This is a genomic window from Chromobacterium haemolyticum DSM 19808, assembly GCF_000711885.1.
Classification (GTDB): Bacteria; Pseudomonadota; Gammaproteobacteria; order Burkholderiales; family Chromobacteriaceae; genus Chromobacterium; species Chromobacterium haemolyticum.
The window spans coordinates 37,162-57,914 of the sequence record NZ_KL543995.1 but is presented as its reverse complement, the minus strand read 5'-3'; the positions used below and the strand labels follow the sequence as shown (position 1 = coordinate 57,914).

The 20,753-nt window shown below is 63.2% G+C and carries 17 protein-coding genes; 8 read left to right on the top strand and 9 right to left on the bottom strand.

Annotation, left to right across the window (positions count from 1 at the left end; all coding sequences use genetic code 11):
- The 3 genes from BR71_RS19955 to BR71_RS19945 all read right to left on the bottom strand — a co-directional run.
- Positions 1-1,643: hypothetical protein (locus BR71_RS19955; protein ID WP_162179242.1), on the bottom strand; the 1,643-nt coding region annotated here is incomplete at its 3' end.
- Between the two features lie 95 nt (positions 1,644-1,738).
- Entirely contained in the window at positions 1,739-2,161 is a 423-nt protein-coding gene (locus BR71_RS19950) for a DNA polymerase III subunit chi (protein WP_039756731.1), read from the bottom strand.
- On the bottom strand, positions 2,148-3,713 hold the full coding sequence (locus BR71_RS19945; RefSeq protein ID WP_043641529.1) for a leucyl aminopeptidase: 1,566 nt from the start codon (positions 3,711-3,713) through the stop codon (positions 2,148-2,150). The genes BR71_RS19950 and BR71_RS19945 overlap by 14 nt, the downstream gene beginning before the upstream one ends.
- 201 nt (positions 3,714-3,914) lie before the next feature.
- Between BR71_RS19945 and lptF the strand changes: the two genes are divergently transcribed.
- From lptF to BR71_RS19920, 5 genes are all read left to right on the top strand, one after another.
- Positions 3,915-5,015, top strand: coding sequence for an LPS export ABC transporter permease LptF (lptF, locus tag BR71_RS19940; protein ID WP_043592120.1), 1,101 nt, complete (start codon positions 3,915-3,917; stop codon positions 5,013-5,015).
- 7 nt (positions 5,016-5,022) lie between these two features.
- Positions 5,023-6,099 carry an LPS export ABC transporter permease LptG gene (lptG, locus tag BR71_RS19935; RefSeq protein ID WP_043592119.1) on the top strand — a complete coding sequence of 359 codons (1,077 nt, stop codon included), beginning with the start codon at positions 5,023-5,025 and terminating at the stop codon, positions 6,097-6,099.
- A gap of 1 nt (position 6,100) precedes the next feature.
- The gene (locus BR71_RS19930) at positions 6,101-8,674 is read left to right on the top strand and encodes a [protein-PII] uridylyltransferase (protein ID WP_052370907.1); all 2,574 of its coding nucleotides are present in this window, start codon (positions 6,101-6,103) and stop codon (positions 8,672-8,674) included.
- 290 nt (positions 8,675-8,964) lie between these two features.
- A complete protein-coding gene (locus tag BR71_RS19925) occupies positions 8,965-10,593 on the top strand; it encodes a S53 family peptidase (RefSeq protein WP_043641527.1) in 1,629 nt (542 codons plus the stop codon).
- 100 nt (positions 10,594-10,693) lie between these two features.
- On the top strand, positions 10,694-11,338 hold the full coding sequence (locus BR71_RS19920) for a HugZ family pyridoxamine 5'-phosphate oxidase (RefSeq protein WP_043641526.1): 645 nt from the start codon (positions 10,694-10,696) through the stop codon (positions 11,336-11,338).
- 62 nt (positions 11,339-11,400) lie between these two features.
- Here BR71_RS19920 and ribA read toward each other — a convergent pair whose 3' ends face one another.
- Positions 11,401-11,982 (bottom strand): GTP cyclohydrolase II, encoded by a 582-nt coding sequence (gene ribA / locus BR71_RS19915; RefSeq protein ID WP_019104318.1) that lies wholly within the window; start codon positions 11,980-11,982, stop codon positions 11,401-11,403.
- 96 nt (positions 11,983-12,078) lie between these two features.
- A complete protein-coding gene (locus tag BR71_RS19910; RefSeq protein WP_043641525.1) occupies positions 12,079-12,804 on the bottom strand; it encodes a GAF domain-containing protein in 726 nt (241 codons plus the stop codon).
- A gap of 110 nt (positions 12,805-12,914) precedes the next feature.
- Here BR71_RS19910 and BR71_RS19905 point away from each other — a divergent pair, with 110 nt between their 5' ends.
- Positions 12,915-13,991, top strand: coding sequence for a hypothetical protein (locus BR71_RS19905; protein WP_043592109.1), 1,077 nt, complete (start codon positions 12,915-12,917; stop codon positions 13,989-13,991).
- Positions 13,992-14,187: 196 nt separating this feature from the next.
- Here the strand turns inward: BR71_RS19905 and BR71_RS23175 are convergent, their stop codons facing one another.
- From BR71_RS23175 to BR71_RS19890, 3 genes are all read right to left on the bottom strand, one after another.
- Positions 14,188-16,854: a collagenase gene (locus BR71_RS23175; RefSeq protein ID WP_052370905.1), complete on the bottom strand. Its 2,667-nt coding sequence runs from the start codon at positions 16,852-16,854 to the stop codon at positions 14,188-14,190.
- A 224-nt stretch (positions 16,855-17,078) separates the two neighbouring features.
- Complete coding sequence (gene hslO, locus BR71_RS19895; RefSeq protein ID WP_039755589.1) at positions 17,079-17,960, bottom strand: Hsp33 family molecular chaperone HslO; 882 nt, start codon at positions 17,958-17,960, stop codon at positions 17,079-17,081.
- Entirely contained in the window at positions 17,957-18,553 is a 597-nt protein-coding gene (locus BR71_RS19890; RefSeq protein WP_019102624.1) for an Ntn hydrolase family protein, read from the bottom strand. The genes hslO and BR71_RS19890 overlap by 4 nt, the downstream gene beginning before the upstream one ends.
- Positions 18,554-18,775: 222 nt before the next feature.
- Here BR71_RS19890 and BR71_RS23170 point away from each other — a divergent pair, with 222 nt between their 5' ends.
- Positions 18,776-19,213, top strand: coding sequence for a hypothetical protein (locus BR71_RS23170; RefSeq protein WP_162788105.1), 438 nt, complete (start codon positions 18,776-18,778; stop codon positions 19,211-19,213).
- Here BR71_RS23170 and BR71_RS19880 read toward each other — a convergent pair.
- A complete protein-coding gene (locus BR71_RS19880; protein ID WP_043641523.1) occupies positions 19,182-19,598 on the bottom strand; it encodes an OsmC family protein in 417 nt (138 codons plus the stop codon). The two genes, BR71_RS23170 and BR71_RS19880, sit on opposite strands and share 32 nt — an antisense overlap.
- A gap of 121 nt (positions 19,599-19,719) precedes the next feature.
- Between BR71_RS19880 and tsaD the strand changes: the two genes are divergently transcribed.
- Positions 19,720-20,745 (top strand): tRNA (adenosine(37)-N6)-threonylcarbamoyltransferase complex transferase subunit TsaD, encoded by a 1,026-nt coding sequence (tsaD, locus tag BR71_RS19875; protein WP_043641520.1) that lies wholly within the window; start codon positions 19,720-19,722, stop codon positions 20,743-20,745.
- The last annotated feature ends 8 nt before the right edge of the window (positions 20,746-20,753 follow it).

The window sequence follows — 20,753 nt, the reverse complement described above, 5'->3', positions numbered from 1 at the left end:
GGAACCTCTGATTCGACGACTTTCGGCTCCAGCACTTCTTCCAGCACAGACTCTGCCGCAGCTTCGGCCTCCGTCTGCTCGGCAAACGCATCGTCCAGCCGCGGAACGTCTAGTTCAGTAACTTGTGGTTCCAACGACTCGTTCAGCACAGACTCTGCCACCGCATCGGCTTCCGCCGGCTCCGCAAACGCAGCGTCAAGATGCGGAACCTCTGATTCGACGACTTTCGGTTCCAGCACTTCTTCCGGCACAGACTCTGCCGCCGCTTCGGCCTCCGTCGGCTCTGCAAACGCAGCGTCCAGATGCGGAACCTCCAGATCTGCAGCTTGCGGCCCCAGCGGCTCGTCCAGCACAGGCTCAGGCACCGCTTCTTTCGCTGGTTCCGCAAATGCGGCATCCAGTTGCGGAACGTCCAGTTCAGCAACTTGTGGTTCCAACGCCTCGTTCAACACAGGCTCAGGCACCGCTTCGGCTTTCGCCGGCTCGGCAAACACTGCATCCATCTGCGGGACGTCCAGATCTGCGGCTTGTAGCTCCAGCGTCTCGTCCAACACAGGTTCGGCCACCGGTGCGGAAAACGCGGAATCCATCATCGGCGCATCCGCCTCAACAGCTTCCGGCATCGCCATGACAGGCTCCGTCCGCCCCCCCGCCAGTGCCTGGTCGATCTCGGCCAGCAAGGGCTCCTCTCCCGGCACGTCAAGCTCAGGGACGGCGGAGGACTCCGGCGAAATCATCCCATCGGGAAACGCCATCTCCGATTCAAACACCGCCTCGGGCGCTACGGCCGGCGCATCATCAAACGCCGGCGCGGGTTCCAGCGCCAACGCGGCCAGTTCATCCGCCTCGGGCGGCGCCAGGAAGGGGTCGGCGGCGTTATCGCCCATAGGCGGCGCAAATGGCTCTGGGCCTTCCGCCGCCGCTTCCGGCGCGCCGACGGATGGGGCCTCGGCGGATTCCGGCCAGACAGGCACGGGTTCTTGCGCCGCGCTCTCCGGCCAACTCGGCAGCAAGCTGTCCACCTGGGTTTCCGGTCCGACTCCGCCGCCCAGCACGCCGGTGGGCAAGCTATCCAAGGAAATGGAAGTGAAAGGCGTCGGCGCGGGCGGCTCGGCGGTTGGCGCCACCGCACCCGGAATCTCTATACCAACGGGTTCCGGCTCAGCGGCCGCAAGCGCGGCGTCCCTTGCCGGCTCAGCTTCGGCCATTAGGGGCTCGGCAACGGGCGCCGAAGCAGGAACCGCCGCCAGCGCCTCTTCCGCGATAGACGCGGGTTCGTCAGCCACGGCCTCCGCTGCTTGCTCCTCGCCGGCCGGCTGCAACAAGAATTCGAAATCACCGGTCTCCGCCGCCGGCGGCTGCGCCGCTTCCGGCGAGGCCGCGGCGGGACTCCAACCTGGCAGCACTTGCTCGATGCCAAGCTCGGAGGCAGGTATGTCGTCCAGATCCAGCGACGGCAGCGAAGCCAGGTCCAGCAACGGTTCTTCGCCGGCAACAGGGGCGGCGATCAGTTCTTCCAGGCTCAGTTCGGGAATTTCCAACTCGGCGGGCAAATCCTGCGGCAGTTCGCCCAACTGGTCGGCCAGCGCGTCCAGTTCGCTGGAGAAATCAAAATCGGGAATGTCGATGACTTCGTCGCCCAAGGTAGGCACTTGCGACTCATCCACCACCTCGGTCAACACCGGCAGGTTGAGGCCGGACCAGTCAGGCTCTTTGGGCTTTGACGGCTCGCTCATGGTCACTTGTTGCTCATGTCGTGATGTTCGATTGCATAACCGCGCTCGCGATACGCCTTGAACCGCAGGCGCGCCGTCTCCAGCGACGCTTCGTCGCGTCCGACTATTTCCAGAATACGATCAAAGCGCTCCATCCGCTCCGGCAAATTCGATCCCAGATTCAACAAAACCGGGTGCTCCAACGCATCCGGCAGGCGGGCGGTCAGCCAGATCGGCGTGTCCGCCGCCTCGTCTGCGCCCAGCCGGCAGTGCGGCACGAAGCGGGTATCGCCAAAACTCCACAGCTGTCGGCTGAAGGTATCGAGCTGCTGCTCGCTGTCGAACCAGACCAGCAGCCGCTCCCCCTTGCGCATCACCGTGGCCGCCAGCAGGCAGGCGAAGCCCTGCGGATCGGCCACTTTGGTGTAAAAATCAATCCTGCTCATCGTCCACCGTTTCAGGGGTTTCACGGCGCGGACGGCCGCGTCGCACCACATTGCCCAACGCGATGTCCGCGCGGTCTTGCAGGAACTGCACCAGCAAAGGCACCGGACGCGCGGTGGCGCCCTTGTCCTTGCCGCCCTTCCAGGCGGTGCCGGCGATATCCAAATGCGCCCAATCGTAAGCCTTGGCGTAGCGCGACAGGAAGCAGGCCGCAGTGATGCTGCCGCCCGGACGTCCGCCGATATTCGCCATATCGGCGAACGGGCTCTTCAACATGTCCTGGTACTCGTCCCACAGCGGCATATGCCAAGCGCGGTCGGCCACTTCCTCGCCGGCGGCCAGCAGCTCGCGCGCCAGGCTGTCCTGGTTGCTGTACAGCGCTGTGGCGATATGGCCCAGCGCGACCACGCAGGCGCCGGTCAGCGTGGCCACGTCGATCACGGTGGCCGGGTCGAAACGCTCGGCGTAGGTCAGCGCGTCGCACAGAATCAGTCGGCCTTCGGCGTCGGTGTTCAGAATCTCGATGGTCTGGCCGGACATCGAGGTGACAATGTCGCCCGGCTTCAACGCGTTGCCGTTGGGCATGTTTTCGCAAGTGGGCACGATGGCAACCAGGTTCAGCGGCAGGTTCATTTCCACCGCGGCGCGGAAAGCGCCCAGCACGGTGGCCGCGCCGCACATATCGTACTTCATCTCGTCCATGCCCTCGCCCGGCTTCAACGAGATGCCGCCGGAGTCGAAGGTGATGCCCTTGCCCACCAGCACGATGGGCTTGTCGCCTTTGTCTTTGGCGCCATGATGGCGCAGCACGATCAGCCGCGCTTCTTCAGTGCTGCCCTTGGCCACGGACAGGAAAGAACCCATGCCCAGTTCGGCGATTTGCTTGGGGCCCAGGATTTCGGCGTCCACTCCGAAAGCGGCGGCCATCTGGCGCGCTTCTTCGCCCAGATAGCTGGGAGTGCAAACATTGCCCGGCAGGTTGCCCAGATCCTTGGCCAGCCTCATGCCGCTGCCAATGGCCAGGCCGCGTTGCAAGCCCTTTTCGCCGTCGGCGAGATCGCTGCGGCGCGGTACCGCCAGCGTCAGCTTGCGCGGCTCTCGCACGGATTCGTCCACCTTGCTCTTGAAGCGGTCGAAACGGTACAAGGCGTCCAGCGTCACCACCGCCGCCTGCTCTATCATCCACTCTACATCGTGCTTCTTGACTGTCAGTTCGCTCAGGTAGCTGACCGCTTCCACCGCGGAAGTCTGGGTCAAGGCCTTGATCGAGGCCCGCACCGCCTCGCGGTATTCCTTGGCGCGGAACTCCCGCTCCTTGCCCAAGCCCACCAACATCACCCGGTCGCATAGGGTGTGCGGCACCGAGTGCAGCACCAGCGTGCTGCCCAGCTTCCCTTCCATGTCGCCGTGACGCAGCACGTCGCTGATGAAGCCGTTGGAGATGCGATCCAGCAGATCCGCCGCGAAAGTCAGCTTGCGGGATTCGTATACGCCGACGATAACGCAAGCTACCCGTTGCTTTTCCGGACTGCCGCTTTTTATGTTAAATTCCATTGAGAACTCCCGTGTAGAGCGAGTGTCTGTAGCTACACCTCTTAACCGGCCGTCGATGCGCAGGTAGAATCCTGACGGCCCGGCCTTCCGGTGAAGACGGATTTTGTTGTTGATTCCGAAATCGTCCGTTTTTGACGTTTCTGGATGGTCCCCGGAATTATCACAATGCTTTTCATGAAAAGTCAAAAAGGCACTGAATAAATGGTTTTTCAAAAAAGCCTGACTCGCGAGCTGACTTTGAGCGCATTAGGCGTTTTCATCGTGCTCCTGGCGATTATCGTTTCCACTCAGGCAGTCAATCTTCTGGGCCGTGCGGCCGAAGGACAAATGGCCAACGAGGCCGTTGCCGCGGTGCTTGGCTTCACCACGCTGGGCTTTTTCCCGGTATTGATGATTTTGACGGTTTTCGCCACCATTTTGGTGGTATTGACCCGTATTTGGCGCGATCACGAGATGGTGGTCTGGCTCAGTTCCGGCCTGTCTTTGAGCAATTGGGTGTGGCCGGTGATGCGCTTCACCCTGCCGCTGGCGATGCTGATCGCCGGCGTCACCCTGTTCATCGGGCCGTGGGCGGACCAACGCAGCCAAGACTATGCCGAACAGATCAAACGCCGCGAGGAGGTTTCCGCAATCTCCCCCGGCGTGTTCAAAGAATCCGCCTCGTCCAACAAGGTATATTTTATTGAGAACTACTCTGGCGAGCACGGCGCGGCCACTAATATTTTCATGCAGGAAATCACCGACGGCAAAGTGGCCACCATTTTCGCCAAATCCGGTTTTATTACCACGAAGCCGGACGGGGAGCGCGTGGTGGTGCTGGAACATGGGCAGCGCTACGTAGGCGAGCCGGGCAGCGCCAATTACGAGGTGGCGGAATTTCAGCGCTACACCGCCGGCATCGGCGAAAGCCAGCAGATGCCGGGCCCCTCCGGCAACCGCCAGGCCATTCCCACCGCCCAATTGCTGAGCCAGGACTCCGCCGACTACCGCGCCGAACTGGCTTGGCGGCTGTCGATGCCGATCAGCTGCGTGATTCTGGCGCTGCTGGCGATTCCGATGTCCTATTTCAACCCGCGCAGCGGCCAGACCTACAATCTACTGCTGTCTTTGCTGGTTTTCTTTGTTTATCAGAACGGACTGACCGTGGCCCGCAACTGGGTGGCCCAGGGCAAGGCCGGCGTCTGGCTGGTGCTGTTGGTGCACCTGGCCATGCTGGCGTTGGCGCTTGCGCTGTTGAGCTACCGCAACCGGCCGGCTCGTCCCATCGGCCAGGCCTTGTCCCTGCTGTTCCGGAAATCCTGATCCCGTCATGAAACTGATTCATCGCTACATCGTCGCCACTCTGAGCCAGGCGACCTTGTTCACCCTGCTGGCCCTGCTGGGCCTGTATGGCTTCTTCGACCTGTTGGCCGAAGTGCCCAATCTGGGCAAGGGCAGCTACACCCTGGGCAAGATGCTGGGCTATGTCGCGCTGCTGATGCCCGGCCACGCTTATGAGTTGATGCCGCTGGCGGTCTTGATCGGCGGCATGGTGGCGATGACCCAGCTGGCCACCAGCAGCGAATACACAGTGATACGCACCAGCGGGGTGACGCTGCCGCAAATCGCCGCCACGCTGCTGAAGTTCGGCCTCGGCTTCGCCCTGCTCACCGTGCTGCTGGGCGAGGTGCTGGCGCCGCGCACCGGCCAGCAAGCGCAAAGTCTGAAGCTGTCCGCCACCCACTCGATGGTGGCGCAGGAATTCCGCTCCGGTATTTGGGTCAAGGACAATCAGAACTTCATCAATGTTCATGAGATGCTGCCGGACACCTCGCTGCTGGGCGTGCGCATCTACACCTACGACAACGATTTCCGCCTGGTGCGCACCCGTTACGCCGAACGCGGCTCATTCTCCAAGGATGAGCAGCAATGGCGCCTGATCAATGTGCGCGAAACCACGCTGGGCGCGGATCAGTCGGTCAGCCGCCATTATCCGGAGCTGTCTTGGAAATCCATCGTCGAGCCTGAAATCCTGTCGGTGCTGCTGGTCGTGCCGGAACAGATGTCGGCCAGCGCGCTGCTAACCTATCTGGAGCACTTGCGCAGCAACAAGCAACAGACCCAACGCTATGAGATCGCGCTGTGGAGCAAGCTCTTCTATCCGCTGGCCTGTATCTCGATGGCCCTGGTGGCGCTGGCCTTCACCCCGCAGCAACGCCGCCACGGTCAACTGGGCATCCGTTTGTTCGGCGGCATCTGCCTGGGCATCGCCTTTCACTTCGTGAACCGCCTGTTCGGCCATCTGGGCCTGCTGTACGACTGGAACCCCATCTTGTCCGCCACGCTGCCCACTTTGCTGTTCCTGGTGGCCGGCGTCGCCATTATCGCCAGACAGGAAAGGCGCTGACATGAACTCGCCGGCCGCGGACTCCCTCGCCCAAATGCGCCAGGAACTGGCCGGCAAACGTCAGGCTTTGACCGAGCAATACCGTCAGCAGCGCAATCCTCAGGAATATCTGAAGCGGCACAGCCAGACGGTGGACGCCGCCTTGCAGGCGCTGTGGGCGCAATCCGGTCTGGACGGCGCCGCCAGCCTGATCGCCGTGGGCGGTTACGGCCGCGGCCAGCTTTTCCCCCACTCCGACATCGACCTGCTGGTGCTGCTGGACCAGCCACCGTCGCCGGAGCTGGGCGAACGCGTCGGCGCCTTCATCAGCCAGCTGTGGGACGTGGGCCTGGAGATAGGCCACAGCGTGCGCACTGTCGAAGAATGCCTGTCCGAGGCGCGCGGCGACATCACCATTGAAACCAATCTGCTGGAAAACCGACTCATCGCCGGCGATGCCGCGCCCTGGCGGCGCATGAGCGCGCTGCTGGACCGCCAGCGCGACCCGCTGGCCTTTTTCGAAGGCAAGACCCAGGAACAGCAGCAGCGCCACACTCGCCACTTCGGCGTCGGCAACAATCTGGAACCCAATATCAAGGAAAGCCCGGGCGGCCTGCGCGACCTGCACACCATTCTGTGGATCAGCAAAGCCATCGGCCTGGGCGACAATTGGGACGCGCTGGTGCGCCGCGGCATCCTGACCTTGGCCGAGGCGCGGCTGATCAAACACAGCGAACGCCAGTTGCTGGGCCTGCGCATCGAGCTGCACCTGCTGGCGCGCCGGCGCGAAGACCGGCTGATATTCGATTTGCAACAGCAACTGGGCCGAGCGCTGGGCCTTCAGGACACCCCGGCCAAGCGCGCCAGCGAACAAGCGATGCAGCTGTATTACCGCGCCGCCAAGACCGTTAACCAGCTCAACGGCATCCTGCTGCCCAATCTGCGCGGCAGGATCTACTCCCAAGTGCCGCGCGTCACTCAGAACCTTAACGAGCGCTTCTACTCGGTCAACGGCATGCTGGGCATCCGTCAGCCGGATGTGTTCGAGAAATACCCGTCCGCCATCCTGGAAGCCTTTCTGATGCTGCAGCGCAACCCGGAACTGAGCGGTTTCGCCCCGCGCATGCTGCGCGCGCTGTGGCACGCGCGCAGCCACATCAACGAACGCTTTCGCAACAACCCGCGCAACCGCGAGCTGTTCTTGCAGTTATTCCGAGAGCCCAACGGACTGACGCGCTGCCTGCGGCGGATGAATCTATACGGGGTGCTGGGCCGCTACCTGCCCAATTTCGGCCACATCGTAGGCCAAATGCAGCACGACCTGTTCCACGTCTACACCGTGGACGAGCACATCCTGATGGTGGTGCGCAATCTGCGCCGCTTCGCCAGCAGCGCCTTTACCCACGAATATCCGCTGATGTCCCGGCTGATCAACGACTTCGAGCGGCCGGAAACGCTGTACCTTGCCGGCCTGTTCCACGACATCGCCAAGGGCCGCGGCGGCGATCACTCGACGCTGGGCATGGCGGACGCGGCGGACTTTTGCCGCCAGCACGGCTTGCCGGCCGAGGATGGCGAACTAGTGGTCTGGTTGGTGGGCCAGCACCTGACCATGTCCAGCGTGGCGCAGAAGCAAGACATTTACGACCCGGAAACCGTGCGCCGCTTCGCCGAACTGGCCGGCACGCCGCGCCGGCTGACCGCGCTCTACCTGCTGACCGTGGCCGATATCCGAGGCACCAGCCCCAAAGTCTGGAACGCGTGGAAAGCCAAGCTGCTGGAAGACCTTTACCACGCGGCGATGCGCCAGCTGGTGCGCGGCGGCCAGCTAGACGTCGCCTCTGAGCTAGAGGAGCGCAAACACCAGGCCCAGGCGCTGTTGCGCTTGCACGCGGTGCCAAGCGGCGTGGAGGCCGCGCTGTGGCAGGAACTGGACACTGTCTACTTCCTGCGCCACGAAGCCAAGGAGATCGCCTGGCACGCGCGGCTGCTCAACCGCTTCGTCCATGCCGACGGGCCGCTGGTGCGCGCCCGGCTGTTCGACGACCACGAAGGCATCCAGGTGCTGATCTACACCCGGGACCGCCCGGAACTGTTCGCCCGCGCCTGCGCTTTTTTCGGCCGCACCCACTACAGCATCGCCGACGCCAAGGTTTACACCACCCGCCACGGCTACGCGCTGGACACTTTCCACGTCTTCGTGCCCGAGCATCATGACGGCGATTATCGCGACATGATCAATTTCATCGAGTTCGAACTGGCCGAGTGCCTGCGCCAGGAGGGCGAACTGAGCCTGCCCGCCTCCGGCCGGATCAGCCGCCACCTCAAACACTTCCCAATCACGCCGCAAATCTTGATTCGCCCGGATGACAAAGCCAGTTTCTACGTACTATCCATCGTCGCCGGGGACCGCCCCGGCCTGCTGGCGCGCATCGCCAAAGTGCTGTCCGACTACCGGATGAATGTGCAATCCGCCAAGATCATGACCCTGGGCAGCCGCGCCGAAGACTCCTTCCTGATCTCCGGCCCCGGCCTCAACGACGATAAGACGGTGCTGGCGCTGGAGAACGCGCTGATGACCGCGCTAAGGCTCTGAGCAGCCCAAGCCAAGCCCATTCATTCGCTCCACTCATTGCTGACACCAGCAAACAGCATTGCAAACGTCATAAATTTGCGTTTTCCCTACAGTTTTCCCCACTTGCGCAAATTTATTTGTCATTGACTGGCATCAAGGATTACACATTCAGCGTTCCCCATCGGGAGCAGCCCTTCCGCACCAAGGGCAACCAACCTGGACCAAAGGCGCGCCATCGAGCGACTACAAGCCTGGTCCAAGGGCCATGCCAAACAGCAGGCCCGCGCGGTACTTCTTCAGAGGAGAAGTGAATGTTTGCCAAGCAATACACTGCCGCACTGGTGTCCGCCGCCTTCTTCAGCATCGCGGCGCAAGCAACAACCCTCAACTGGCAATCCACCAACACCCTGGCCCATCCGGTCCAATCGCTGATCCCGCAAGCACAGGACAGCGGCGAAGTCGCCGCCGGCCAGAGCGTGCACATCGCGGTGGCTTTGAAAGTGCGCAACAAAGCGCAACTGGACACGCTCACACAGAGCATCCTGCAAGGCGGCAGCAAGCACTACTTAAGCAAGGCCGAGTTCCTGGACCGTTTCTCGCCCACAGAGGCGCAGGCACAGACCGTGGTCAAGCATTTGCAGGCCAACGGCTTTCGCAACATCAAAGTGGCGCCCAACCGCCTGCTGATCACCGCAGACGGCAGCGCCGCCACCGTCAAGGCCGGCTTCCAGACCTCGCTGCACCGCTACAACATCAACGGTCGCCAAGCCTTCGCCAATGTCGCCAACGCTCAGGTGCCCAGCCAGCTGGCAGACATCGTGCTGGCCGTGCACGGCCTGCAAAACGTTCACCAGTTCCACACCGCGCTGCGCCACCCCACGCCGCAGGCCTTCAAGACCGCCAGCGTCAGCGGTCACTCCCCCACCGACTTCCCGTCCATCTACAATGCGAACAGCTTGCCCCCGGCCAGCAACACCACGGTCGGCATCATCGCCGAGGGCGACCTGACCCAGACGCTGAGCGATCTGCAGGACTTCGCCAGCAGCGCCGGCTACGGCACGGTGGCCACCTCGGTGATCAATAGCGGCACGCCCACCAGCGACACCTCCGGCACCGAGGAATGGAACCTGGACAGCCAGGACATCCTCGCCGCAGCCGGCGGCGCGGTTCAACAGATGAACTTCTACGTTGCGCCGTCGATGACCAATGCCGACATCACCGCCGCCTTCAACGCCGCGGTCAGCGACGGCACGGCCAAGGTGATCAACGTGTCGCTGGGCGAATGCGAAACCAGCGCCCAGAGCGACGGCATGACGGCCAGCGCCGATCAGATCTTCCAGGCGGCGGTGGCCCAAGGCCAAACCTTCTCGGTGTCCACCGGCGACTCCGGCTCCTACGAGTGCGGCGGCCGCACCGCGCGCCAGAGCTACCCGGCGGTATCGCCCTACGTGATCGCAGTGGGCGGCACCACGCTGTCCACCAGCGGTAAAACCGGCTATCTGTCGGAAACCACCTGGAACGGCGGCGGCGGCGGCCCCAGCTATACCGAGAGCGCTCCCGCTTGGCAGACCAGCGCCGGCGTGCTGACCATTTCCAAAACCAAGCGCGGCGTGCCCGACGTCTCCTTCGACGCCGACCCCAACAGCGGCGCGCTGGTGCTGGTCAACGGCAGCACCTCGCAGATCGGTGGCACCAGCCTGGCGGCGCCGCTGTTCACCGGCTTCTGGGCGCGGATCGAATCGGCCAACGGCAACAACATCCACTCGCCGGCGCCGTCGATTTACAAATACTTCAAGGCCAACCCCTCGCTGTACCACGACGTCACCAGCGGCAGCAACGGCGCCTACAGCGCCGCCAAGGGCTGGGACTACACCACCGGCTGGGGCAGCTTGAACATCGCCAACCTGAACGCCTTCATCGCCAGGACCCCTGGGTTTTAAGCGCAACACTCTCTCGCCTTGAGCCCCGGTCCGCCGGGGCTTTTTTGCGCCTGGCCCCATCGCCGGCTAAGATGAGCCCACTTCGCGCCGGAAACCAAACATGAAAATCCCGCCCTCAGCCGCCATCCATCTACTTCACCGTTGCACCCAAGCCAGCCTGGCCACTCACAGCACTCAACTGGACGGCTACCCCTACGCCACGCCGATACCCTGCGTGCCCGACGCCCGCCACCGGCCCACGCTCTGTCTCAGCGCGCTGGCCGAACACTGCAAAAACCTGCGGGCCGACCCGCGCTGCAGCATCGCGCTGCTGGACCCGGCGGCGGAGTCCAGTCAGAGCGGCGCGCGCCTGACCCTGCTGGGCGATATGGAACCCTTCCAGCCCACCCCGCTGGAGCTGGCCCGCCACCTGCGCTACCAGCCGGAGGCCGAAAACTGGCTACAACTGGATTTCACCTTCTACCGGCTGGAGCCGCGACGGCTGCGCTATATCGAAGGCTTCGGCCGCATGGGCTGGCTGGAGGCAGAGCAGTGGCTTGACGGCCCGGCGCTGAAGCCGGAGCAAGAAGCGGAGTTGCTGGAACAAAATACCGAGCTTCCCGCCGGCGTCCGACTGCTGGGCGCCGATTGCCACGGCATTGACTATGAGATCGCCGCCGCGCGCCGACGCCTGGCCCTCCCCGCCGCGCTGGAGGCGGACGAGCTGGCCGCCCGCTGGCCGGAACTGACCGCGGCGCTGGCATGAAAAACGGGAGCCATCGGCTCCCGTTCGTTCACATCCTGTTTGCGCCGCTGAGACCCTGCCGTTCACTTGAACAACATATGACCCAGCTTGCTGGCCTTGGTGTCCAGATAGCGGTCGTTGTGCGGATTGCGCCCCACCTCCAGCGGCACCCGCTCCACCACATCGATACCGGCGGTGCGCAGGGTTTCGATCTTGCGCGGATTATTGGTCATCACCCGCACCCGGGACACGCCCAACTGCTCCAGCATGTGCCGGGCGATGCGGAAATCGCGCATGTCGGCGGGGAAGCCCAGCCGCTCGTTGGCTTCCACGGTGTCGGCGCCGCCGTCCTGAAGCTGGTAGGCGCGGATCTTGTTGATCAGGCCGATGCCGCGGCCTTCCTGACGCAGATACAGCAGCGCGCCGCGGCCTTCGGCGGCGATGGCGGACAAGGCCGCCTCCAGTTGGAAACCGCAATCGCAGCGCAGCGAAAACAAGGCGTCGCCGGTCAGGCATTCCGAATGCAAGCGCGACAACACCGGCTCGCCGTCGTCTATCGTGCCCAGGGTCAGCGCAACGTGCTCGCGGCCGCCCACTTCCTCAAAACCATGCATGGTGAACTCACCCCAAGGGGTGGGCAGCTTGCAACTGGCGACATATTCCATTCTCGGCTCATCCGCGCTGAGCTCGACAGCAGGCAATGACATTATTTCTCCGCTAAACCTGATAAGCACGCCTGAATCCGCGCGCAATAATCTTTATTAACTGTGGTCGGCTTCCGGATTTTCAAGCGCTAAAGGCAAGGCGGCGAAGGGCTCGGCCAACACGATGGCGAGCGCTGCCAGCCACACCAGCCGCTCCGGCGTGAAGAAGCCGGCGCTGGACGCCTCGGCATCCAGAATGCCCAGCACATTATCGTCCGGCCCCAGCACCGGCAGGCACACCTCGCTCATCACCTTGGGATCGCACTCGTAATAGCCGCCGCCCTCGGCGCGCCAGGCTTTGACGTCTTCGATCAACACCGCCCAGCCGGTCAGCCCCACCCGGCTGTTGTTGCTGTACTCGGCGAAGGCCTCGGTCAAAGGAAACTCGGCGCGGCTGGGCACGCCCTGGTAGGCCAGCTTGACCAGCTTGGCCTGCTGGCCTTTGCCGATCTTCCGATATACGCCCAGCCAGTCCGCGCCCACCTTATGGTTTACCGACTCCACCAGCGCGTGCAGATTGCGCAAGGCAGCCGTGGCTTCCGGACTTTCGCCGCCGAACAGCGGCGCCAGATCATAAGGCTCGTCGGCCAGTTCTTCGAACAAAGAACAACTGCCATCCTCGCTCAGTTTGGGCACCTGGTAACGATACAGATCCTGCCGCGCCGCCGGCTTGTCCGCGTTCAACACCGCGGACAGGGTCAACACCGCGATCTGCAGCTCGGTGCGATCCAGTTCCAGGCTCTGCTCGCGCAGATAGTCGGCCAGTTGGCTTACGGGTATCATGACAGTGCTCCTGAAGGCGGCCGCGCCGCCCGATGCGAATGAATATCGAAACCGAGTAGGATACCAAAAACCGCCCCGCGCTGGCCAACCCCAGTCCAGAATACAAGCCCATGCCCGCCATCCATATTCCCTACTCGCCCCTCGTGATCAAGGCCGGCGCGCACGCCCGCAAGCTGCTGGCGCGCCAAGGATTGCCCGCCGCCAGCGTGGCCACCCTGCCCGGCGCCGCCGGCGGGCCCAAGGCGATAGGCATCACCGGCCTGGATCAGGCGGTGTTCGAATGGCTGAACCGCAACCCGCGGCGGCGCGAACTGGTCGGCGCCTCCATCGGCGGCTGGCGATTCGCCTGCGCGATGCAAGCCGAACCGAGCCAGGCGCTGGCGCGCCTGGCCGCGCGTTATACCGAAGAAAGCTACACGGCAGACTCCAGCGTGACCGACATCACCCGCCAGACCCGCCTGATGCTGGATGAGATACTGCCGCCGGCGGCGCGCAGCGCGCTGATAGACCACCCGCACTATCAGCTTAGCCTGTTGCTGGTGCGTTCCCACGGTCTGCTCGCCAGCGAAGCGCGCGCCGCGCTGCTGGGCGGCCTGGCGCTGAGCGCCGCGCTCAACACCGTGTCGCGCGGCCTGCTGCGCCACGCTTTCAGCCGAGTGATCTGCCATGACCCCCGCAGCGCCTTGCGCTTCAAGCCCGAGGACGGCATTCCCACGCTGTGCCAGCCCTTGGGGGCGGACAATCTGGACGCCGCGCTGATGGGCACCATCGCCATTCCCGGCGTGCTCAGCGGCGTGCAGCTGCCGGGCGCCCCGGCGGCCACTTATCGAGACGGCGGCCTGACCGACTACCACCTGGACTTCCCCTTTGCCCAGGGCGACGACATCGTGCTGTACCCTCACTTCACCGAGCGCATCGTGCCCGGCTGGTTCGACAAATTCCTGCCCTGGCGCCGGCCCAACCCGACCCACCACGCCAACACCGTGCTGATCTCGCCGTCGCGCGATTACCTGGCGCGGCTGCCCGGCGGCAAGTTGCCGGACCGCAACGACTTCCACCGCTACCTGGGCCGGGACGAGCAACGCCAGCGTTTCTGGCGCCAAGCCACCGCCGAGAGCCAACGCTTAGGGGATGCCTTCATGGCGTGGTTGGAGCGGCCGGACCTGGGCCAGGTTCAAACACTCTAAAACAAAAAGAGCCGGGAATCTCCCGGCTCTTTTCATTCACAGCTCAGAACCCTTCCAATGTCTTGCGAGCAAAGGCGAGACAAGGCGAAAACAGCTGAAGAAGCGGAATGGTCATACAGTACATGAGCATTCTGAAGATGTTTTCAACGCGCCTGTCTAACTTGCCCGCCGAAGCGCAGCAGACATTGAGCACGCCTCAACCGGCGCGAGCCCAGCACTCCTCGTCCGACATATTCACCGGCGTCGCCAGCAACTGCACTACCACGTCCCGCGTTTGCGCGCCCTTGCGCACGCGCACGGTGATCTGGTCGGCCACGCCCGGCTGGTCCTGATCGCGCCGGTAGTTGAACGCGCCGTGGTCGGCCATGATGGCGCGGCCTAACTTGGGACCGCTCACCAGACTATAGCCGTCCGGCTCGCCCACGCCTTGCAACTGGCCGCGCAAACAACGCACAGGGCTGGAATAGCTGAGTTTGGCCAGGCCCAGCTGAGCGTCGCCGCCGCCGGGTTGCGACGGCTGCGACGCGGCCGGCCCCAGCGGACCTTCGCAACGCAGCGCGGCGCGCTTGGCTTTGAAGTCGTAGTCGGTAGCCGCGCAGTTAAGCGCCATCATATTGTTGACGCCGCTGCCGCGCAGCAGGTTCTGCAAGGCGGAGTCCAAGGTTTTGTCCAACTCCTGACGCGCCAGCGTGGCGGTGCCGGAACGAAGCGGCAGCACGCCGTCGCATTCGAAGCGACGCAGAGCGCTGCGCTCGCCGTCGGCCCACACTCGGCACGCCACCGGCAGATAGCGGCGCATCGCGCCTTCTATCACAGCAACGTCGCCGGCCTGCCATTGCGCCTGCTTCAGCCAGTCCACACCCAGCTCGGTTGAGGTGTTGCCCAACTGGCCGGCGCGCTGCGCCTCCACCTGACGGCCCACATAGTCTTGGAAGCCCTGTGCCAGGCTGGCGTCGCGACCCATTTCCGCCACCAAGGCGTCGAAGCGCTTGACGTCGTCTGCGCGCAGCGCAGCCAGGATCTCGGCGATGCGGCCCGGCTGTTGCTGGTTCAGATAGTAGAACCACAAGGCGGAATGACTGTAGAAGTCCCAACCGTCGCTATAGCTGGAACGCATGATGCGGGATGGCTCCAGATAGCTTCGCGGCCAACCATTGGCCACTACGTCCACCACGTGGCCGCGCACCTTGATGCCGTCGCGCGATGTGCTCCAGGCCATGAATTCGGCAAAGCCCTCGTCGTACCAAGCCATGCGGCGGTCGTCGCGGTAGAACTCGGAGCTGCCCCACATCCCCGGCTGGATGAAGCGGCCGGACAGATAGTGCACGTACTCGTGGCGCACCAGTTCTTCCAGGCTCAGATAACTCTCGCGCGGCACTTCGCGCTGGAAGGTGTAGAAGGTGCCGTCTTTTTCGATGTAAATGCCGCCGTTGTCGGTGGACAATTCATTGAGCAGGCCTTGGAAGCGCTGGTAGGCGGTCTTGCTGCCGTAAATCACCATGCGCAGCTTGGCGTTGGTGTCGCCGCTCACTGGCTGGCTGATGCCGCTGACCCGACCCAGTTGCGCCTGCACCTGCTTCATCGCGTAGTACAGCGGTTCCACTTCGGCCAGCGCCAGCGGGGTTTCGAACACCAGATTGCCGTTGTCGAAACTCCAGTTATGCGGGAACAAATGGTTTTTCAGTTCCTGCTCCGCCTGGCAAATACCGTAGCGCTCGCAAGGCACCTTGCCCAGTTTCTTCAGCGCGTACACCGCTTCCGCCCACGAGGCCCCGAACTTCTCGCCGCCCAACAGGCCGGCCACCGCGTCCTCCGCCAGTTTGGCGGTACGCGGGTATTGCATGAAGCGGCCGGTCTCGCGCACGGTGTTCAGATACATCTGTTCATCGGCGAAGGCCGACTGGCCGGCGCGGGTCAGCCCTGCCAGGCTGGTCGCCAGCGCATCCAGTTGCCCGGCGCCCGCCTTGGCGGCGAAGCCCTCGGTGTAATGCATATTGAACAGCGTGGTCTGCATCGGATGCAGCGCGATGCGCGCCCAGTTGTTCTTCACCGCGGCGTTGTAGCGGCCGAAGAAGCGCTGCAACAAAGGCAAAGCGTATTCCTGCTTGCGCACCGAATCCGCCAGGATCATGGTTTCCGCCACGGACTGGCGTAGATCGGTCGCCAGATACCAGGCGTCGCGATCGCCGCTGCCGTCGCGCACCGGCTCGCTCCACAGCGCCGGGTTTTCCGCCAGCGCGCTCACGACCTGCATCACCGGCTCGTCCACCGGACGACCGTAATCTCCCACTTCCCCAGCGTGGCTGTACTGGGTGAAATAGCCGGCTTTCAGGAACACCGCCAGCGGCCACAGGCCGTTGGCACTCTTGCCGTCCCAGCTTTGCGCGCGGGCGCGGGCCTCGGCCGCCACTTCGCGCATATTCGCCGGCGACACCACCCGGTAGCTGAAGGCGTCCGCCTGGAACAGGCGGTTCATGCAAGTGCCCTCTACGCTGGCGACATAACGCGCCAAGGCCGCGCCGGACAATTGTCCCAGCTTGGCTTCGTCGCAGTCGGCATACCGCGGCACAGCCGCGGCCTCCTTGGCGCGACGCGCGCCGGTCTGCTGCATTGGCCCTTGCGGCTTGGCGCCGGGACCGGCGCCGTCGGCCGGCGCGCCGGGCGGCAAGCCGTGCGGATAGGATGGTTTCTCCGACAAAGCCGGAGAATGCGAAGAGTGGCCGGCCTGCGGCAGATTGGCCTGCGGCGCCGGCTGGCTGACTGCCGTTTTTTCGGAATCGCTGACGCAACCGGCCAATAAGGCGGCGGCCATCACGGAAAGACTCAGTGCGCGCACGCTGCTGAGCGAAGCTGTTTTTATCATGACGCTATCCAAGACATTGATAATGTCGCATCAATAATGAAATGCGAACGTCAAATCATATCGAATAGCAAACGTCATGAAAATTTAGTTTAAAATAAAATCTCCAATTTAAACCATAATTACAACATTGGTATTTTTACCCTGTTTTTAGTCGAAAAAAGGGCGTAAAAAAAGCCGCATATGCGGCTTAAAATAAAGTTTGTTGCCAAACTAACGATAATGCGTCAGTGCCTGGCCTCGCGCGCGGCAGCGACCACATCGTAGTCGAACAACTTGTTGGCATCGTCTTCGTCGTAAACGTAATGCTGATTGCAATAATCACAGACGATTTCCACGCTGCCTTGCTCCAGCAGCACCTCGCCCACTTCCTGGCCGCCCAGCATCTTCAACATGTCGCCGACGCGCTCCCGGCTGCAATTACAGGCGAAACTCACCGTTTCCTGATCGAACACCCGCACCGTTTCCTCATGGAACAGACGATGCAGGACATCCTCGGCCGGCAAGCTCAGCAACTCGTCCGCCCTCAAAGTGGCGCCCAGCATCTGAATGCGCTCCCAGCCTTCCGGATCTCCATGACCTTCCGGCAGCTTCTGCAACAGCATGCCGGCCGCGGTTTCGTCGCTGGAGGCCAGGATCAGCCGGGTTTCCAGCTGCTCGGAGCGAAGCATGTAGTTCTCCAGCATTTCGCCTATGCTGTCGCCCTCCAGCGCCACGATGCCTTGCCAGGTTTGCGCCTTGTCCACGCGCGGCTCCAAGGTCACCACGAAGCGTCCGTGAGCTCCCAGCAAAGACTGGATGGACGCGCCGTCGGAAATGCCTTCGTCCCACTTTGCGGTGGCGCGGATAGTGCGGTCGTTGTTGCACTCCACCACCGCCAGTTTCAGGGCGCCGGCGCCGTGAAGCTGCAGAATGAGCGCGCCGTCGAACTTGAGGTTGGCGGCCATCAGTTCGGCCGCCGCCATCATTTCGCCGACAATCTTCTTCAAGGCAGGAGGGTAGCTGCGGCGAGCCAGCACCTGCTGCCAGGCGCCGTCCAACCTCACCAGCGCGCCGCGCACCGGCGCGCCGTCAAACAAAAATCGTTGCAATCTGTCTTGTGTGCTCATGCTATGTCTTTCTTTTCCTTGTCCGCCGCCAGTTCTACGGTATAGACCGTCATTGGCATTGAAGAACTGACGTCGAATTCGCAACCTGCGCGCACGCCGATTTCGGCGATTTCGCGCGCGCTGAGCGCTTGGTCATACACCGCGTACATCGCGCCCATCGCGAACTTGCGGCCGGAGCCTATCGCCCAGATGCGCGAGAACTCGTAAATCTCGCGCATCGGATACACCCCGAAAATCCCATGACGGTTGGCGATCACCACCATCATCTGACTGGATTCGTACGGATCTTCCTCGTCCTCTTCGGGACGCAGGTAGAAACCGTCCTTCAGCTTGGGATGCAATTTGCGGAAGGTCTCGAAAATGCCCTGGCGGCTGCTCAGGTCTTTTTTCTTCAACTCTTTCAGCGCGCCTTGCAACACCAGATCGTGGGCGGCCGAGCCGGAGATGGCCAAATAGCTGTCCCCATGCTGGAAAATCTTGTTGTGGAAACAGTCATAGCCCGCCAACAGCTTCTGGTCGTCGCCAAAAGTGGTCTGGCTGTCGGCGGCGATCGCGATCTGATCGCCCTTTCTTACCGCCACGATGGTAGTCATCCCTGCGCCTTTTTCGTCGATGGCGGCCCCGGAGCGGCAGCCGCGCAAAACCGCCTATTGTATCGGCTTACGCCCGGCAACCCAAGCGTTGCTCCCGTGGCGGGACTCGGGAAAGATGGGGGCCGCCGGCGCGAATCTCAAGACCGCGCCGCAACCGCCACCTAGATGACAAGTCAGGTGGCTGACGATATAATGATATTGATTATCATTTTCAAAAAAGCCATGCAATTCCACGCTCAAGACTTCCCCATCGTCTGGCTGGACCGCAGCCGCCCGGATGGGCAGCAGCCCACCGACATCTTCGCCACCCTGGACCAGCTGCTGCTCCAGCAACGCCCCTTCGTATTCATCGCCAAAGAACCGGCGCCAACCGAACTGGACCTGCACGCGCGCATCATCCGCAAAATGGCGGCGCTGTGGGTCAAGGACAACCGGCTGCAGATCCGCCAATTGATACGCGGCACGATCGTGATTGCTCCGCAAGCCGAGCAACAGCGCTATCTTGACGAGTTCGCGCCGCGCTTCGAAAAGTTCTGGGGCTACCCGCTGCGCCACCGCCCGGACCATGAGACAGCGCTGAGCCTGGCGGCGGACCTGCTGGCCGGCCCGCCGGCCGCCGGCAGCGTCATCAGGCGTCGCGCAATTCGAAATCGTGGCTGATGTCAGCGGTCTTGCCCAGCATGATAGAGGCGGAACAGTACTTCTCAGCCGACAACTTGATCGCCCGCTCCACCGTCTCCGCCTTCAGATCGCGCCCAGTCACCACAAAGTGGAAATGAATGCGGGTGAACACCTTGGGCTCCTCGTCCGCGCGTTCGGCATCGATCTCCACCCAGCAATCACTGACTTGCTGTCGCGCCTTCTTCAAAATAGTAATCACGTCGTAACTGGTGCAACCGGCGGTGCCCAATAACAACAACTCCATGGGCCGCGGCCCCAAATTCCTTCCGCCGCCTTCCGGCGCGCCGTCCATCACCACCGCATGGCCGCTGCCGCTCTCGCCCAGGAAACACACGCCGTCCACCCACTTCAGCCTGGCCTTCATCCTTGCTTCTCCTCGTAGTCGGAATCCCGAAACGGCCTAGCCTAACATCCGGATTTGGGCGAACAAAGATTCACCGGTAAAATAGAAAGATTGTCCCGCTATATCCGAGCTGCGCCCAAACATGCTGGTACTTGGTATTGAATCCTCCTGCGACGAAACCGGAGTCGCGTTGTACGACACAGACGGCGGCCTGCTGGCCCACCAACTGCACACCCAGATGGCCATGCACGCCGAATACGGCGGCGTGGTGCCTGAATTGGCCAGCCGCGACCACATCCGCCGCGCCATTCCGCTGACGGAAGCCTGCCTGGCCGAAGCCGGCAAAACGCTGGCCGACCTCGACGCCATCGCCTATACCCAAGGCCCCGGCCTGGGCGGCGCGCTGCTGGTGGGAGCCAGCGTGGCCAACGCGCTGGCCTTCGGCCTGAACATTCCGGTGCTGGGCGTCCACCACCTGGAGGGCCACCTGCTGTCGCCGCTGCTGGCCGAGCCCAAACCGGCGTTCCCCTTCCTGGCCTTGCTGGTTTCCGGCGGCCACACCCAACTGATGGCTGTACGCGGCGTCGGCGACTATCAAATCCTGGGTGAAACCCTGGACGACGCCGCCGGCGAAGCCTTCGACAAAACCGCCAAGTTGCTGGGGCTGCCCTACCCCGGCGGCCCGCTGCTATCCCGGCTGGCGGAGGAAGGCGATCCGGCCCGCTTCACCCTGCCGCGGCCGATGCTGAACTCCGGCGACCTAGACATGAGCTTCTCCGGCCTGAAAACCGCGGTGCTGACGCTGAGCAAACAAGTGGCGGACGCCGACGGCCACATCGACGAGCAGACGCGCAAAGACATCTGCCGCGCCTTCCAGGAAGCCATCGTCGAAGTACTGACCAAGAAATCGCTGGCCGCGCTCAAGCAGTGCGACATGAAACGGCTGGTGGTGGCCGGCGGCGTCGGCGCCAACAAGCAGCTGCGCGCCGCGCTGGACGAAGCCGCTCGCCGCCGCCGCTTCGAAGTGTTCTATCCGCCGCTGGCGCTGTGCACCGACAACGGCGCGATGATCGCCTTCGCCGGCGCGATGCGGTTGCAACACGCGCAGCCGCCCGGCAGCTACTCGATCAAGCCGCGCTGGGATCTCAGCGCGCTGCCCCCGGCCTGACCCACCCC